Source organism: Hyphobacterium sp. (assembly GCF_965217055.1).
Taxonomy (GTDB): Bacteria; Pseudomonadota; Alphaproteobacteria; order Caulobacterales; family Maricaulaceae; genus Hyphobacterium.
Window position 1 is genome coordinate 1371518 of sequence record NZ_OZ244227.1, and the last position, 14257, is coordinate 1385774.

The following is a 14257-nucleotide window of genomic DNA, read 5'->3' on the forward strand; positions in this document are numbered from 1 at the left end:
CCTATTTCGAGGGCTTGCGGAAAGGTTTCACGCGCAGCTTGATCTTGTGATCACGCGCACCATTGGAACCGTCCGGTCGCAAACCACGATAATAGGTCTTCTGCCATTTTTCCTCGACCGCATGATCATCGAGCTCGGCCAGGCGTTTCATGAAATCGCCGCGGCTCTGCCGCCACGTCTCGAACTGCTCGAAGGTTTTTGGATCCGAGTGCACAGACTCGATGACCGGGTCAAAGCGCTCGAACAGATCGCGGCGCAACGGGAAGAAACTTGCAATTGCCTCGCCGGCCTCGAAACGCACGCGGCCGGGCTGAGTAAAGCGCCAGTTCATGGTGAAGGAGTACGGACTCCAATCGGTCTCAATGACGCCAGAGAGCGGCGCGATACCATGCTTCAGGCCATTCATCGGTCCGGACACGAAAGTGTTCCAAGCCGGCGGGGTCCGGAGCAGGAAATGGAGCTCGAATGTGAGCACGCCTGACCCGAAATTTGCCAAGGGTGCACCGCTCAAGCGCTCCGCTGGCGGTTGATCGAAGCTGATTTTAACATCGCTTGGCGCGTCGCCGCCATTCCAGCTGGCCTCAAAGCCAATCGGCGTCATGACTTCCCAGCCGTGCTGATTGGCGATCGCGAGTGGCAGGCAGCGATAGGCGAAACTCTCAGGAGTCTCATCCATCCAGGCCCTGCGTGGTTCTGCCGGACGAACAGGCGGCTCTTCGTTCGAAAGCGGATAGAGTGTCAGACGCATGGCCGCGTTCTAGCGCGCCTCGGCCGGAACCGGAACTGCCGGGATGAACCTTGATTTCAGCACCGGGGGCAGGTGGCTGATCATCGGGTTGAAATGCCCGGCGAGCGCCGGCACCGGATCGTCCCAGCTGAACAAGGCGTGGGTGCTGGTCAGGCAGTGATAGGGGATCATGGCGGCACGTCTGGCCAGGCCCGACCAATTGCGATTGTCCCTGAGCGCCTTCAAGGTCTGGTTCTCGCCCTTGGCCCAGAACAGGCGGGCCCCGCGACGGTAGGTCCAGGGGTCCGTCGGACCGGGCGGCAGTCGGCCTTCAGCCAGAAGCGCGGCATTCCGGATGTAGGGCATGACAGATTCTGCCAGCTTGATGTTGGCATCAAGGCGCGGATTGAATTCCAGGAAGGTGATTTCACCGGTCTGGGCATCGACGAGGAATTGCGGGGAGCCCATGCCGTGATAACCAAGGGCTTCCGCAAGGGTGTGCGCCCAGCGTCGAAGGCGCGGATCGGGCGCGACCGTCTCGACCAGCGTGCCATATCCGTCGCGGCCGCCGGTGGTGGTCTTCAACACCTTCATCTCGATGGCAGAGTGCAACCGGCCTTCCGCGGCGATCCAGCAGATATTGTGACGATGGCCGGCATTGTAGCGCTGGACCATCAGTTTCCGGTGTGACTCACAAGGCCAGTCCTGCGCGATCCGCTCGAACGTCTCGCGATCCGGACACAGGACCGCCTTGCGACCATAAAGATCGTGATTGCTCTCGACTGCCCGGATCACGAGAGGGAAACCGATTTCGCGTGTTGCGGCCACGAGGTCGCCAAATGAGTCGACAACGATGCGCGGCGCGACCGGCAATCCTGCCTGTTCGGCAATCGCCGCCATGCCCGCCTTGTTGAATGTGGTCAGTACGTTCTCGGGACGAGCCGCATAGATGCGAAGCGCGGCCGGAATATCCCGGCGCCGCTCGGCGAGAAAGCGGGTTGCGGTTTCGTCTACCGCGAAGATCCCGCCAATGTCCGGACGGCGAGCGCACAGTCGGCGGATATCGGCAAGCGCGCGCTCGGGTTGGTCTGCGGTATCCGCGACAGGCACGGTTTCATCGACGAAGCGGGACAGGTTGACGTAGTCACAGTATCCGGAAATCCCGGCGACGACGCGATGGCCCAGACCTGACAGGGCGCGCGCGACCGCAAGGCTGGCCCGGTTGTGGTCGATGACAAGTATGCTGGTCATTCTGGCAACATCCAACGGTTAACGCGATCTTAACTGCCGAAGCAATTCGCGTGCCGGATCGCCCCCTCTCGCTTTTATTGCCGAGATGCTATATGTCCGCGCGCCCATGACTGCTGCATTGAACATATACGATCCCTCCGCGCGCCCGGAGGCTGGCCCCACCTCTCTGGCAGGGCTGACGCGACCGCAAATGCGCGAGGCGATGGTCGCTGCCGGTGTCGAGGAGCGAAAAGCGAAGATGCGCGCCGATCAGGCCTGGCGCTGGATCTATCATCATGGCGCACGCGATTTCGACATGATGACGAATATCGCCAAGGACACGCGGGCCGAGCTCGAGCAGCATTACTCGCTGGCCCGCCCCGAAATCGTCGAACGCCTCGTCTCCGTCGACGGGACGCGCAAATATCTGATCCGGCTGGCGCCGGGGGTGGAATGCGAGACCGTATTCATCCCCGATGTCGGTCGCGCCGGCGCGCTGTGCGTGTCGAGCCAGGTCGGGTGCACGCTGAACTGCACCTTCTGTCATACAGGTACACAGCCCCTGGTGCGGAATCTGACCGCGCAGGAAATCGCGACCCAGGTGATGGTGGCACGCGACGATCTCGAGGAGTGGCCGACCTCGAACGAGAACCGCCAGATCACCAATATCGTCTTCATGGGCATGGGCGAGCCGCTCTATAATCTCGACGCTGTGTCCGACGCGATCGACATCATTTCCGATGGCGACGGTATCGGGATCGGCCGCCGCCGCATGACGGTATCGACCTCCGGCGTGGTCCCGAAAATCCCGGAACTGGGGACACGCACCAAGGCCATGCTGGCGATCTCGCTGCACGCCACCAATGACGATCTGCGCAATGAGCTGGTGCCGCTCAACAAGAAATACCCGATCGCCGAGCTGATGGAGGCGATCAAGGCCTATCCGGGCCTCGGCAATTCCAACAGGGTGACCTTCGAATACGTGATGCTGAAGGGGGTGAATGATTCACCCGCCGAAGCCAAGGCGCTGGTCCGGCTGCTGAAAGGCGTACCATCGAAGATTAATCTGATCCCGTTCAACCCGTGGCCGAACAGCCCGTATGAGTGCTCGGACTGGGAAACGATCGAAACTTTTGCCGAGATCGTCAATCGCGCCGGCTATGCCTCACCGATCCGCACACCGCGTGGCCGAGATATATTCGCCGCTTGCGGCCAGCTGCGCTCGGAATCAAAGAAGCTGCGGGCGAGCCAGCGCAAGGCATGACGTCCGCCGTTCTTTATCGCTGGCGGCTGAAACCTGGCACCGAGGAGACCTTCCGCCAGGCCTGGATCGAGGGCACGAAGGTCATTCACAAGACCTGTGCTTCCTACGGTGCACGTTTGCACAAAGATGCAGACGGCGTGTTCTGGTCCTATGCGCGATGGCCCGACGAAGACGTGCGCCAGTCGTGTTTTGAAAAACACGACTTTTTCTCAATGGAGTGTTTCAAGACGATGCAGGCCTGCATCGAGGAACGGTTCCCCGAGACGGTTTTAACTCTGACCGACGATGAACTGGCGGAGCGCAAATCCGGTCATGACGTGCCTGTTTATGAAACCGAACGGCTCTTGCTACGGCCAATCCGGCAGGACGATGCCGTAGCGCTTTTTCCTGCGCTCTCGGACGTTGCGAACATGCGATACTGGTCACGCGGACCGCTGGCGAGCGTCGAGGCCGTTCACGACTATCTTGCCTGGAATGCCCATGGCGCCGGCTGCCAGTGCTGGGCGGTCGAGACGAAAGCCAGGCCGGGCGATGCGCTGGGCTGGGTGATCCTGATGGACAAGGAAGACAAACAGGCCGAGATCGGATTCATGTTTCGCCCCGATGCGCAGGGCCTTGGCTATGCGTTTGAGGCGGCCAGTGAAATGATCGAACACGCCTTCTCGGTCCGCAAGCTGCGACGCGTCTGGGCGGACGTCGATCCCGGCAATGCGGCGTCAATCAAGCTGATCGAGAAGCTGGGATTGACCTATGAAGGCCGGTTGCGGGCCAATTGGGCCACGCATATCGGTGTACGCGACAGCCTGATCTACGGGTTGGCCTTGCCCGAAAATCGCCAAAAAGATTAGGTCTACCGCCCGGCCTATGACGTGGAAGCAACCAAAATATCGAAAGAGGCCGGGCGAGGACCGCTGGGCCGGCCTGCCTCTGGCGATGCATATCGCGGTGCGTGGCGCGATCGTGATGTTCGCATTTCTGGGCGTGCTGGGTGTCTTCTACTATGTCGAGTCGATGCCGGATGGCGCGAAGGCATGGGGTCAGGCCGACCTCGAAGAACCGATCCGCCTTTTCACCTCGGAGCAGATCCGCGCACTGCGCGACGATCCGCAGGCCTGCTTTGCCGCGCTCGACGGGTCGAATATGAGCTTTGCCGAGGTCGAACCGCGTTCTTCGACACCGCAATGCCGCTGGCAGGCGGGCGTGGCGATTTCCAGCTCGAATCTGGATTATGCCAACCCGCAACCGCCCGTCGCGTCGTGCGCCCTCGCCGCTGCGCTCTATGTCTGGGAGCGTGAGATCGTCGCTCCTGCCGCGGCCCGGTATCTCGACGCCGAAGTCTCGGAAATCCTGCATTACGGCACCTATAATTGCCGCCGCGAGAACTCTGCCCAGGCCGGGCGCTGGTCGCAGCATGCCGGGGCGAATGCGATTGACGTCTCCGGCTTCCGGCTGGCGGACGGACGCGTCGTCGGCGTGCACCGCTGGGATGATGGGGGTGCGGAGGCCGACTTCCTGGTTGAGATCCGGGACCGCTCCTGCGCGATTTTTACAGGTGTGCTCGGCCCGGACTACAACGCCGCACACGAAGACCATTTCCACCTCGACATGGGTCCCTGGGAGATTTGCTCCTAGGCAGCTTTGCCCCGGGCTTTGATTGCGGGCTCCCCTTTGAGGCGAGCGTGCTTCCGTCTCTGCAATGTCACGTGTTAACCATAACGGGCCCGAGGGGTGGCGCGCCATGTATCTGATGTATGTCGATGAATCCGGAGATGCCGGTCGCGAACCGGGTTCCAGCCCGGCATTCGTGCTGGGCGGATTGATCGCGCCATCGAGCCAATGGACCGATATCGAGAAGGAAATGATCGAGCTGCGCAAGGCGCTGGGGGCGCAGTACGGGCTGAAAGCGTCAGATGAGCTGCGCGGTTCGACCATTATGCGAAAGGGCCCGGGGGATTCGGCGCGCCGCGTGGCTTTGATTGAATCCGCGCTCAAGGGATTGGCCGGGATCAAGCCGCTCCGTGTGTTGCTGACAGTGGTCAGGAAAAAGAATTTGCCGCCGGAAACCGATGTTTTTCGTGCCGGCTGGTCGGCACAGCTCGGCGCTTTCGACGGTTTTCTGGCACGCTCGGGTTCGCGCGGACGGCATGGTGGATCACAAGGGTTCGTCGTAGCCGACCGGACGCAAGCTGCTCAACTCGACAAGTTGGTGCGGGCTCTGCGACGTGAACGGCCAGTGTCGGAAGCCTACGGGCTGTTCCGCAAGCGGCGGCGAATCGTCAATCGCCCTCTGCGGAACGTGATCGAATTGCCGCAACATCAGGATTCGCGGCGCAATCTGTTGATCCAGGCCGCCGATCTTTGTGCCTATGCCGTCTACCAGAAAGAAAAGCCCGCCATGGCGGTCAAGGCGCACAAGGGCGATGAGCGATTTCTGAAAGCGCTGGAGCCGGTGATTCTCAAGGGCGTCGGCGCCAATGCGGACGGTGTCCTTGTCATCGAGAACGCATGACCTGAGCGCGAATACAGATCAGGCGGCACATCCGCATAGCGACGTACCGCCCGATCATTGCCTAACCTTGTCGGGCCCTTCGGCCGAACTCAGCTCGCGGAACGATTATAGCACTCTTCCCGGTCGCCTCAAAGCGGCTTTCGATACAAATGCACAAAGCGATCCGTGTTGCCACGAATGGACGGATCGAAAACCGAAATTGTCAGCGAATCGTCCGGGTTGGCGAGTAGATCGGATTCAGCGACCAATTCGAAACCCACTGCTTCGACCTCCTCCCGCACAAAGGCCTCATCGATCCGGTGATAGTCTCCAACCACGCTGTCGCCGGTGCCCGCTTCGGCACGATGATCGACAATCAGATAAACGCCCCCCGGGCGCAGGGCGTCAAAGATCGACTGGTTCATCGCGATCCGGTCGGCGCGCGTCGGTGGCGGAAACCCCTCCTGAACCCAAGCCTGATCGTGGTAGATCAGGACCATCAGCGCGGCATCCAGCTCTTTTTCATAGTCGTCGAGAATGCCGGACACGGGCGATACAAGACGGGTGACATTGTCGCGCTCCGCGGCCAGCGCGGTGATTGCTTCGTCAGACGACGGGAAGCGCTCGACGATCCAGTCCATGTTCTCGGCGATGACCTCACCGTCGGTGCCAACGGCGCCGGACAGTATCCGCGCATAATATCCGCTACCCGCGCCAAGGTCGGCGACACGCCATCCGGGCTCTACGCCGACGAATGTCAGCATTTCCGCCGGATGCCGGCCGGCATCGCGTTCGGTCTGCGATTCCGGCCGAGCCGGGTCGTTGACCGCTTCGACGATATGGCGGGCCGGCTCGGACGGGCCGGATGCTGTTTCGGATTCCGGCGCGTCGTTCGCAGAACAGGCCGCAAGCGCAAGAACCGGTAGAATAAAAAGTGCAAGCCGCATGGTGATCCCCCTCATTGGCTGCCAGCAGTTTTTCCATTCCCGGAGCGCTGGCAAGTCGTCGCCGGTGCACAGTTTTGTGATCGCCGGCTTGTCGGCGTGCGGCCACCACTCCGCCGCTTGCATTCGCAGCGCTCGGGGCGTAGCCCTTCGCCGACAGGAAAGGGACCCGACACATGCTGTTGCACCAATCGACATGGCAGGAAATCGAAACCTATCTCGAGACATCCACTGGTATCGTCATCCCCATCGGGTCGACCGAGCAGCATGGCCCCAATGGCCTTTTGGGTACGGACGCGCTGTGTCCCGAAATCATTGCACACGCAGCCAGCAAGACGTCGGACCTGCTGGTGGCGCCGACCTTCAATGTCGGCATCGCCCAACATCATCTGGGGTTTTCCGGAACGATCACATTGCGGCCTTCTACCATGCTGGCCGCCTTGCAGGACTGGATTGACAGCCTGGTGCGGCACGGATTCACACGGATCTACTTCCTGAACGGCCATGGCGGCAATGTGCCGACCATTCAGGCGGCGATCGCGGAAAGCTACAGCGACTGGTCGCTGTCGGGTGAGCCCTGCCCTTATCGGCTTGCGAGCCGCAATTGGTGGGAATTGCCGGGCTTAGCCAAGGTTTGCCGCGACGTTTTCCCGGTCGGCGACGGATCGCACGCAACGGCTTCGGAAGTCGCGGTGACCTATTATGGTTTTCCGGAGTCCGTAAAGCGGGTGGATATGACACCGAAGATCGCGCCGGACGGCGATTTTGCTGATGCAGCCGATTACCGCGCGACGTTCCCGGACGGCCGGATCGGGTCCGACCCGGCGCAGGCGACGCCGGAAAAAGGCGAGACCATCACCCTGGCCGCGCGCGATGCGCTGATTACCGAAGCGACGCAGTTCTTCCGCGCGAACGACTAGGCCACGCGGACATCATTGCCGGTTATTTCAACCGGGATTGTCGTCAACGGGCCGGCCGCCGGCCCGCCGGTGCACGCTCCGCTCTCGACATCAAAGGTCGCGCCGTGCACCGGGCAGATGATATTCGTCTCCTTGTGCACGAAGACCCGACCGTCCGGCAGCGCCAGAGAACGGCCGGCATGCGGGCAGATATTCAGATAGCATTTCACGTCTTGTCCGGAGCGCACGATCAATAGAGGCATGTCCTGCCAGTCGATGGCAATGCCCCCTTTTTCGGGCAGCGAATCAAGTTGGGCGAGAGGCGTTCCGCTGGGCGGCTTATCCATCAATCACCCTCGACGGTGAATGGCCGGGAGAGAAGGTCTTCCATCGCGGCATCGACGCTCATGCGCCCATCGAGAATGGCGTTCACGGCCTCGCAGATCGGCATGACCACATCGGCCTTCTCGGCGAGCGAAGCGATCGCCGGCGCGCTGGACACGCCTTCTGTCACGGCACGGCGGGCCGACAGCACATCCTTCAACTTCTCGCCTCGCCCCAACGCCAGGCCGCAAGACATGTTTCGCGATTGCGGCGAGGAACAAGTGAGCACCAGGTCGCCCAAGCCGCACAGGCCGGCCAGTGTTTCGCGTTCGCCACCAAGCGCCACGGCAAGGCGGGTCATCTCGGCGAATCCGCGCGCAATAAGAGCGGCATGAGCCGACTTGCCCAGTTCACGTCCTTCGACGATGCCACAGGCAATTGCGAGCACATTCTTGACCGCGCCGCCAATCTCGGCGCCGACCAGATCGCCCGACCAGTAGGGTCGAAAACGCGGCGTTCCGAGTGCCTCCATCAGGGCATGGCCGAGCGATTTGTATCGCGTCGCCAGCGTTACAGCGGTGGGCAGGCCACGCGCGACGTCGATGGCAAAGCTGGGGCCTGACAGGACGGCGGGGATGGCCGCCGGGATTTCCTCGTCGAGTACTTCCGTCATCAACTTCAGCGAGGATTGCTCAATTCCCTTTGCGCACAGGATTATAGGCAAAGCGTCGCCTGCGTGGGGCGCGAATGCCCGCAAAACACCGCGCAAGTGCTGCGCCGGGGCTACTGCAAGCACGGCCCCGCATCCGGCGAGGTCAGCCAGATCACTGGTCGCCCGAATGCCTTCGTCGAGCTGGGCATCGGGCAGGTAGATCGTATTGACGTGTCCGGAATTGATCGCCTCGGCGACATCCGGTTCATGCGCCCAGAGCAAGACATCGCGCCCGGCGGTTGCGGCGGTCTGCGCGAGGGCCGTGCCCCAGGCGCCGGCGCCAATCACGCCGATGGATTGGTAGTCGCTCATGCCTTGGGCCCCTTTCGCCCCGATCCGATGGCCGGTTGCAGCTTGGCCGATGCCGCGTCCAATGGCCAGCGCGCCCGCGCGGGCGTGTCCAGCGGATCCGTGCGGCCACGTACGAAATGTTCGGCACCGACAAGCGCGATCATGGCGGCATTATCGGTACACCATTTCATGGGTGGAGCGAGGAGCCGGAATCCCTTGTCCGAGGCCGCAAGGTCAAGTGCTTTGCGGATTGTGCGGTTGGAGGCCACGCCGCCAGCGACCACCAAGACCGGCGCATTTTTCTCGGGATACGCCCGAGCAAAGTGGTCCATAGCGAACGCCGTGCGTTCCGCCAGCGATTCCGCGATCCGTGCCTGCATGGCGGCTGCGAGATCGGCTGTATCCTTCGGCGCCGGGCTATCCAGGGATTCCCAGTTTTGACGCGCTGCGGTCTTCAGTCCGGCAAAGGAGAAGTCAAAACCTGGTCGGCCTTGCAGAGGTTTTGGAAGGGCAATCCGTGACGGGTCACCGGCTTCGGCGGCGCGCTCCAGCGCCGGTCCTCCGGGAAAGCCGAGCCCCATGACCTTGGCGGTCTTGTCGAAGGCTTCGCCAGCGGCATCGTCGAGCGTCGAGCCGAGGCGGTGATAGCGGCCCACGCCTTCGGCGATCAGAAGCTGGGTATGACCACCGGATACCAGCAGCAGCAAGTAGGGAAAGTCGATCGGTTCAACCAGGCGCGGCGACAGGGCGTGTCCCTCGAGGTGATTGACCGCGATCAGCGGCTTTCCGCTTCCGAGCGCCAGTCCTTTCGCGGTCATCAGGGCGGCCATCACACCGCCGATGAGGCCCGGCCCCGCCGTGGCGGCAATGGCGTCAATCCGGTCAAGCGTCAGCTTTGCCTCGGCAAGTGTCTGAGCGACCAGCGCGTCCATGACTTCGGCATGGGCGCGGGCTGCGATCTCGGGAACGACACCGCCAAAGGGGGCGTGCGCAGCATGCTGGCTGAGAACCTGTTCGGCCAGCACATCAATCCTGCCATTCGGCGCGCGCCGCACGATCGCGACCGCCGATTCATCGCAACTCGATTCGAGACCGATTACCGTGATCGGAATGTCTTGCGCGGGCAGGGATGACGCGTCTATGTCCATGACATGCTCGATACTCTGCCAAAGCCTTGGCGCGCAACACGTGAGTGCGCCTTCCGCCGGAGGGGGCGTCGCCATGGCTCACGCTGACAGGGTGGCCGTGAAAGTGCTTGTGACCCGGTCCGAGCCGGGAGCTTCGAGGACTGCCGCACGATTGGAATCGCGCGGAGCGGCGCCAATTCTTGCGCCGCTGCTCTCGATATCCTTTGTCGAAGATATCACATTCGATCCGGCGCAGAAGCATGCACTGCTGTTCACCAGCCCGAATGCCGTGCGGGCCTGGCTGTCGGACCGGAGCGAAACCGATTTGCCGGCATTCTGCGTTGGCGATGCGACGGCTCGGGAAGCCGAAGCCGCGGGATTTTCGAAAGTGAGGTCGGCGGGCGGCGATGTCGCCGATCTCGTCGCGCTGTGCGAGGCGCGCCTGGTGCCCGGGCGTCACCGCCTGCTCTATCTGCGCGGGGAACATGTCAGCACCGATCTTGCCGCGGCCTTGCGGGCACGCGGCTTTGCCGTCGACGAAACCGTGATCTACACCGCTGCTGCTGCCGAGCAGCTTCACGAAGCGGCTGCAGAGGTCATCCGCCAACGCGAACTGGCCGTGGCGCTGTTTCATTCGCAGCGCGCCGCGATCGCCTTCACCGCGCTTGTCGAGGAAGCCGATCTGTCGGACTATCTCAATACGGTGATCGCCGTAGCGATCAGCGAAGCCGCGGCCGAGGGATTGGTCGCGGCAGACTGGGCGGCGGTCAAGGTGGCCGAAGCGCCGACTGAATTGGACATGCTGAACCGGATCGGTTTTGCGCACTAGGCAGGCCTCGCGCGGCGTGGTTTCGTAAGGCGAATCAGCCACCAGCTGGATGATCATGACGGAGTCAAACGAACCAGAGCCGGTCGACGCAGAATTCGAACCGGCAGACGATGCAGTCGAAGCGCCAAAGCCGCGGCGCGGCGGGGCGATCGGGCATGTCCTGACCTTCCTGGTCGCAGCACTGGCTGGCGGCGGGCTGGGGGGTGGAATCGCGTGGATGCTGGACCGGTCGACTGACGCCGCGCCCGATCCCGCGGTTATTGAGGCCCGTCTTGCCGCGCTTGAGTCGGAAGCTCCACCGGAAGCATTCGATGCGAGCGCGCTCGAAGCGCGCATCTCAGCGCTGGAATCGGTACAGGACGTCGATCTGTCTCCTCTGGAGAACCGGATTTCGGCGCTTGAAACCGGTGACGGCGAAACGCCGGATACAGAGGCGCTAAGCGCGATCGATGTTCGTCTGGACGCCGTCGAGGCTCTGGCCAACCAGGCGCTCGACGCGATCGGCGCCCAGGACACTGGCGTCGATCCGGCGCTAATCGTCAATCTCCAGGAGCGGATCGCGGCGCTCGAGGCGGCTGGTCTCGACACAGCGGAAACCCTCGATCTGTCGGGACTTGAAGCCCGGCTGGCAGCGCTGGAAGGCGTCAGCGCGCCGGAAGCCTTCGATCCCGGCGAAATAGAAACGAGACTTGCAGCGCTGGAAACGGCTGTGCAATCCGAGTTCGAAGCACTGACGTCGCGCATCGCGACACTGGAAGCGGACTCCGACGATGGCGGGCGGCAGCTTGCAGCACGGGCGCTTGCCTTGACGGCCCTGATCGAGCGGGCACGCACCGCGCAACCCTTCGAGACAGAGCGCGCCGTGCTGGCACGGGTCTGGCCGGACCTTCCGCAGAATGACCTTCTTTTCATGCAGTCACGTTCGGGCGTACCCGATCGCGACACGATTGCCGAAACGTTTCCGCGTGAGGCGCTGGAAGATGCAATCGGCACAAACCGGGTATTCTTCGGCCTGATCGAATTGCGGCCGAGCCGCGGCAGTGACGTCAGCCCGCAGGCCCACCTGCTGCTCATCGAGGAGCGGCTTGCGGAGGGCGATCTTGCCGGCGCTGTTTTCCTGACCACAGAGCTGGATGACGCGCCACGCCTTGCCGCACAAGGTTGGCTGATCCAGGCGCAAGCGCGACTGGAACTCGATGCGCTGTTGACGGCGCTACGAACCGAATTGCTTGAGGACGCGGCCGCGATGGGGGCAGACCCGACATGATCCGGCTAATCCTTGTTGTCATCGTCATTATCCTGGCCTGTGCCGTCAGCGTGTTCCTGACGCTCAATCCCGGCTCGGTGACATTCGATTTCCTCGGATTAAGCGGACGCATGCCGTTTGCCCTGGCGCTGGGCCTGTTCCTGGTGGCGACGTTCGTGATCCTGGTCGCCTGGCGACTCATTCTCGGGCTATGGACGGCTCCGGACAGCTTCCGGAAATTCCAGCTCCGGCGTCGCAAGGAAAAGGGATTTGATGCGCTCGAGAACGCGCTGATTGCGGCTGCTGCCGGTGAAGGTGAGGTTGCCGTACGGCAGGCCGCGCGCGCCGATGCACTGCTCGATCGACCTGCCCTTTCGCGCCTACTGGCTGCCCGTGCCGCCGAAGCCGCCGGCAATCTGCCGGGCGCGGAGGCTCACTATGAAGCCATGCTGGAAGATCCGAAATCGCGCCTGGTGGCCCAGCGCGGCCTGGCACAGATCGCGCAGGATCGCGGCGCGCATGCCGAAGCGGCGAACTATGCCAAGGCAGCCTTCGAAACCTCCAAGTCTGCGAACTGGGCGTTTGATGCGCTCTTCGATGCGCAAGTCGCGCAAGGCGACTGGACGGCCGCAACAGAGACGCTGCTGGAAGGCGAGAAACGACGCCGCATCCCGCAGGACCGCGCCCGGCGACGGCGTGCTGTTCTGCTAACCGCGCAAGCCCTGGAATGCGAAACCTCGGATCCCGAAGCAGCGCGCGGCCTCGCCGAGAAAGCTGTCGCGGCCGCGCCCGGGTTTGCCCCCGCAGTTGTACTGGCCGCACGCTTGCTGGCTCCCGTGCGCAAGCACAAGAAGGCCGAGGACATGATCAAGACGGCGTGGTCGAACGAACCACACCCGGCGCTTGCCCGCGCGCTCGGAGACCTGAGAAAATCGGATACAAAGGCAAAACGCGCCGAACGCCTTCGCATGCTGGCAACTGCACGGCCGGAACACCGGGAATCGAAACTGATCCTGGCCGAAGCCGCGCTCGATGAAGGGCAAACCGGCGCTGCCAAGGCGGTTTTGGAGCCGGTGCTGGCACTGGGCACGCCGTCGGCGCGATTGTGCGCGCTGGCGTCGCGCATGGCGCGGCAGGAAGGCGATGATCCGGCAGCGCGCCGCTGGATGACCCGGGCATCGCACGCGCCGGGCGAAGCCGACTGGTCCGACATTGACGGGGAAGGCCGGCCTTTCAGCTATTCTCCGGACGACTGGAAACGCATGGTCTATGCCTATGGCGACGAAGGCCGATTGACGCATCCACGGCATGAGCGCTTCGAGATTGCGGCTGGTGCCGTCCCCGAGAACGCGCTTCTGGAAGCACCGAAACCGACGCGAAAGACCGGGGCTCAACCCGCGTATTTTGATGCGCCGCGGCCGCCCGATGATCCCGGGATCGACGAGGACGAGGCATGAGTTCGCTGATCGTTGCGGTCACTGGCGGATCTGCTTCCGGCAAATCGACCTTTGCCGATGCGTTGCGGCGGCAGCTCGACCCGCTCGAGGTGCGGCTGATCGCAGAAGACGAGTATTATGGCGACCATGCCGACGAACCGGGGTTCGATCCGCTGCGCTTCAATTTCGACGACGTTACGGCGCATGACCACGAATTGCTGGGCGATCATCTGCGCCAGCTGAAGGCCGGTCAGACGGTGGAAGCGCCGCACTATGACTTTGTCACGCATCGGCGGCTTGAACAGACGCGGACGGTGAAGCCCGCGGACGTGATTATTGTCGAGGGGATCCATGTGCTGGCCGATCCGGCCTTACGGGATCTCTACGATTTGTCGATCTTCGTGGAAGCGCCGGCTGACATTCGCCTCGCAAGACGATTGTTGCGGGACGTCCGGGAGCGCGGACGCAGCGTGGAATCTGTCGTGACGCAGTATTTGCGCACGGTCCGGCCGATGCATATCGCGCATACTGCTCCGGGCCTTGAAACCGCAGACCTCGTTGTGGTCAATGACGCGGCGGCCGCGAGCCCGGAACTGGAAGCCCTGTCGCCCTCCTTCGACAAGCTGGCCGCGCCGGCGGCGGCGCGAATCCGGGCGCTTCTGGACGAACGCGAATAGGCGGCACGAAAGCCGCATTTGGGATATTGCGGATTGGCGGAAGTGCGGTTAGGTTCCGCCGCC

At 62.8% G+C, this 14257-nt stretch carries 15 protein-coding genes; 9 read left to right on the forward strand and 6 right to left on the reverse strand.

What is annotated here, in order from left to right:
• Position 1: 1 nt before the first annotated feature.
• Both ACOOFN_RS06875 and ACOOFN_RS06880 read right to left on the reverse strand, forming a co-directional pair.
• Positions 2 to 748: a DUF6065 family protein gene (locus tag ACOOFN_RS06875; RefSeq protein WP_420430107.1), complete on the reverse strand. Its 747-nt coding sequence runs from the start codon at positions 746 to 748 to the stop codon at positions 2 to 4.
• Positions 749 to 757: 9 nt separating this feature from the next.
• On the reverse strand, positions 758 to 1978 hold the full coding sequence (locus ACOOFN_RS06880) for a hypothetical protein (RefSeq protein WP_420430109.1): 1221 nt from the start codon (positions 1976 to 1978) through the stop codon (positions 758 to 760).
• Between the two features lie 106 nt (positions 1979 to 2084).
• On the opposite strand from ACOOFN_RS06880, the gene rlmN reads away from it, so the two are divergent.
• The 4 genes from rlmN (at position 2085) to ACOOFN_RS06900 (ending at position 5730) form a co-directional block, all read left to right on the forward strand.
• Complete coding sequence (rlmN, locus tag ACOOFN_RS06885; protein ID WP_420430111.1) at positions 2085 to 3221, forward strand: 23S rRNA (adenine(2503)-C(2))-methyltransferase RlmN; 1137 nt, start codon at positions 2085 to 2087, stop codon at positions 3219 to 3221.
• Positions 3218 to 4069: a GNAT family N-acetyltransferase gene (locus ACOOFN_RS06890; RefSeq protein WP_420430113.1), complete on the forward strand. Its 852-nt coding sequence runs from the start codon at positions 3218 to 3220 to the stop codon at positions 4067 to 4069. Before rlmN ends, ACOOFN_RS06890 begins: the two co-directional genes overlap by 4 nt.
• A gap of 16 nt (positions 4070 to 4085) precedes the next feature.
• The gene (locus tag ACOOFN_RS06895; protein ID WP_420430115.1) at positions 4086 to 4853 is read left to right on the forward strand and encodes an extensin family protein; all 768 of its coding nucleotides are present in this window, start codon (positions 4086 to 4088) and stop codon (positions 4851 to 4853) included.
• A gap of 64 nt (positions 4854 to 4917) precedes the next feature.
• The gene (locus ACOOFN_RS06900) at positions 4918 to 5730 is read left to right on the forward strand and encodes a DUF3800 domain-containing protein (RefSeq protein WP_420430117.1); all 813 of its coding nucleotides are present in this window, start codon (positions 4918 to 4920) and stop codon (positions 5728 to 5730) included.
• A gap of 128 nt (positions 5731 to 5858) precedes the next feature.
• Here the strand turns inward: ACOOFN_RS06900 and ACOOFN_RS06905 are convergent, their stop codons facing one another.
• A complete protein-coding gene (locus ACOOFN_RS06905) occupies positions 5859 to 6656 on the reverse strand; it encodes a class I SAM-dependent methyltransferase (protein WP_420430119.1) in 798 nt (265 codons plus the stop codon).
• A gap of 173 nt (positions 6657 to 6829) precedes the next feature.
• On the opposite strand from ACOOFN_RS06905, the gene ACOOFN_RS06910 reads away from it, so the two are divergent.
• Positions 6830 to 7573, forward strand: a complete 744-nt coding sequence (locus ACOOFN_RS06910; protein WP_420430121.1) for a creatininase family protein — start codon at positions 6830 to 6832, stop codon at positions 7571 to 7573.
• On the opposite strand, the gene ACOOFN_RS06915 is transcribed toward ACOOFN_RS06910, so the two are convergent.
• From ACOOFN_RS06915 to tsaD, 3 genes are read right to left on the reverse strand one after another with little or no spacing between them, the layout of a single operon-like run.
• On the reverse strand, positions 7570 to 7899 hold the full coding sequence (locus ACOOFN_RS06915; protein WP_420430123.1) for a Rieske (2Fe-2S) protein: 330 nt from the start codon (positions 7897 to 7899) through the stop codon (positions 7570 to 7572). The two genes, ACOOFN_RS06910 and ACOOFN_RS06915, sit on opposite strands and share 4 nt — an antisense overlap.
• Entirely contained in the window at positions 7899 to 8900 is a 1002-nt protein-coding gene (locus ACOOFN_RS06920) for an NAD(P)H-dependent glycerol-3-phosphate dehydrogenase (protein ID WP_420430125.1), read from the reverse strand. The genes ACOOFN_RS06915 and ACOOFN_RS06920 overlap by 1 nt, the downstream gene beginning before the upstream one ends.
• Positions 8897 to 9985 (reverse strand): tRNA (adenosine(37)-N6)-threonylcarbamoyltransferase complex transferase subunit TsaD, encoded by a 1089-nt coding sequence (tsaD, locus tag ACOOFN_RS06925; protein ID WP_420435027.1) that lies wholly within the window; start codon positions 9983 to 9985, stop codon positions 8897 to 8899. The genes ACOOFN_RS06920 and tsaD overlap by 4 nt, the downstream gene beginning before the upstream one ends.
• A 115-nt stretch (positions 9986 to 10100) precedes the next feature.
• Between tsaD and ACOOFN_RS06930 the strand changes: the two genes are divergently transcribed.
• The 4 genes from ACOOFN_RS06930 to udk are packed head-to-tail and all read left to right on the forward strand — an operon-like array spanning position 10101 to position 14194.
• Complete coding sequence (locus tag ACOOFN_RS06930; protein WP_420430127.1) at positions 10101 to 10835, forward strand: uroporphyrinogen-III synthase; 735 nt, start codon at positions 10101 to 10103, stop codon at positions 10833 to 10835.
• Between the two features lie 55 nt (positions 10836 to 10890).
• Positions 10891 to 12102: a hypothetical protein gene (locus ACOOFN_RS06935; protein ID WP_420430129.1), complete on the forward strand. Its 1212-nt coding sequence runs from the start codon at positions 10891 to 10893 to the stop codon at positions 12100 to 12102.
• The gene (locus ACOOFN_RS06940; RefSeq protein ID WP_420430131.1) at positions 12099 to 13538 is read left to right on the forward strand and encodes a heme biosynthesis protein HemY; all 1440 of its coding nucleotides are present in this window, start codon (positions 12099 to 12101) and stop codon (positions 13536 to 13538) included. Before ACOOFN_RS06935 ends, ACOOFN_RS06940 begins: the two co-directional genes overlap by 4 nt.
• A complete protein-coding gene (gene udk / locus ACOOFN_RS06945; protein ID WP_420430133.1) occupies positions 13535 to 14194 on the forward strand; it encodes a uridine kinase in 660 nt (219 codons plus the stop codon). Before ACOOFN_RS06940 ends, udk begins: the two co-directional genes overlap by 4 nt.
• The last annotated feature ends 63 nt before the right edge of the window (positions 14195 to 14257 follow it).

What these genes read in the sequence shown, in the direction of transcription:
- ACOOFN_RS06875 (WP_420430107.1), bottom strand. Translation starts at nt 748, where the DNA reads ATGCGTCTGACACTCTATCCGCTTTCGAACGAAGAGCCGCCTGTTCGT.
- ACOOFN_RS06880 (WP_420430109.1), bottom strand. Translation starts at nt 1,978, where the DNA reads ATGACCAGCATACTTGTCATCGACCACAACCGGGCCAGCCTTGCGGTC.
- rlmN (WP_420430111.1), top strand. Translation starts at nt 2,085, where the DNA reads ATGACTGCTGCATTGAACATATACGATCCCTCCGCGCGCCCGGAGGCT.
- ACOOFN_RS06890 (WP_420430113.1), top strand. Translation starts at nt 3,218, where the DNA reads ATGACGTCCGCCGTTCTTTATCGCTGGCGGCTGAAACCTGGCACCGAG.
- ACOOFN_RS06895 (WP_420430115.1), top strand. Translation starts at nt 4,086, where the DNA reads ATGACGTGGAAGCAACCAAAATATCGAAAGAGGCCGGGCGAGGACCGC.
- ACOOFN_RS06900 (WP_420430117.1), top strand. Translation starts at nt 4,918, where the DNA reads ATGTCACGTGTTAACCATAACGGGCCCGAGGGGTGGCGCGCCATGTAT.
- ACOOFN_RS06905 (WP_420430119.1), bottom strand. Translation starts at nt 6,656, where the DNA reads ATGCGGCTTGCACTTTTTATTCTACCGGTTCTTGCGCTTGCGGCCTGT.
- ACOOFN_RS06910 (WP_420430121.1), top strand. Translation starts at nt 6,830, where the DNA reads ATGCTGTTGCACCAATCGACATGGCAGGAAATCGAAACCTATCTCGAG.
- ACOOFN_RS06915 (WP_420430123.1), bottom strand. Translation starts at nt 7,899, where the DNA reads ATGGATAAGCCGCCCAGCGGAACGCCTCTCGCCCAACTTGATTCGCTG.
- ACOOFN_RS06920 (WP_420430125.1), bottom strand. Translation starts at nt 8,900, where the DNA reads ATGAGCGACTACCAATCCATCGGCGTGATTGGCGCCGGCGCCTGGGGC.
- ACOOFN_RS06930 (WP_420430127.1), top strand. Translation starts at nt 10,101, where the DNA reads ATGGCTCACGCTGACAGGGTGGCCGTGAAAGTGCTTGTGACCCGGTCC.
- ACOOFN_RS06935 (WP_420430129.1), top strand. Translation starts at nt 10,891, where the DNA reads ATGACGGAGTCAAACGAACCAGAGCCGGTCGACGCAGAATTCGAACCG.
- ACOOFN_RS06940 (WP_420430131.1), top strand. Translation starts at nt 12,099, where the DNA reads ATGATCCGGCTAATCCTTGTTGTCATCGTCATTATCCTGGCCTGTGCC.
- udk (WP_420430133.1), top strand. Translation starts at nt 13,535, where the DNA reads ATGAGTTCGCTGATCGTTGCGGTCACTGGCGGATCTGCTTCCGGCAAA.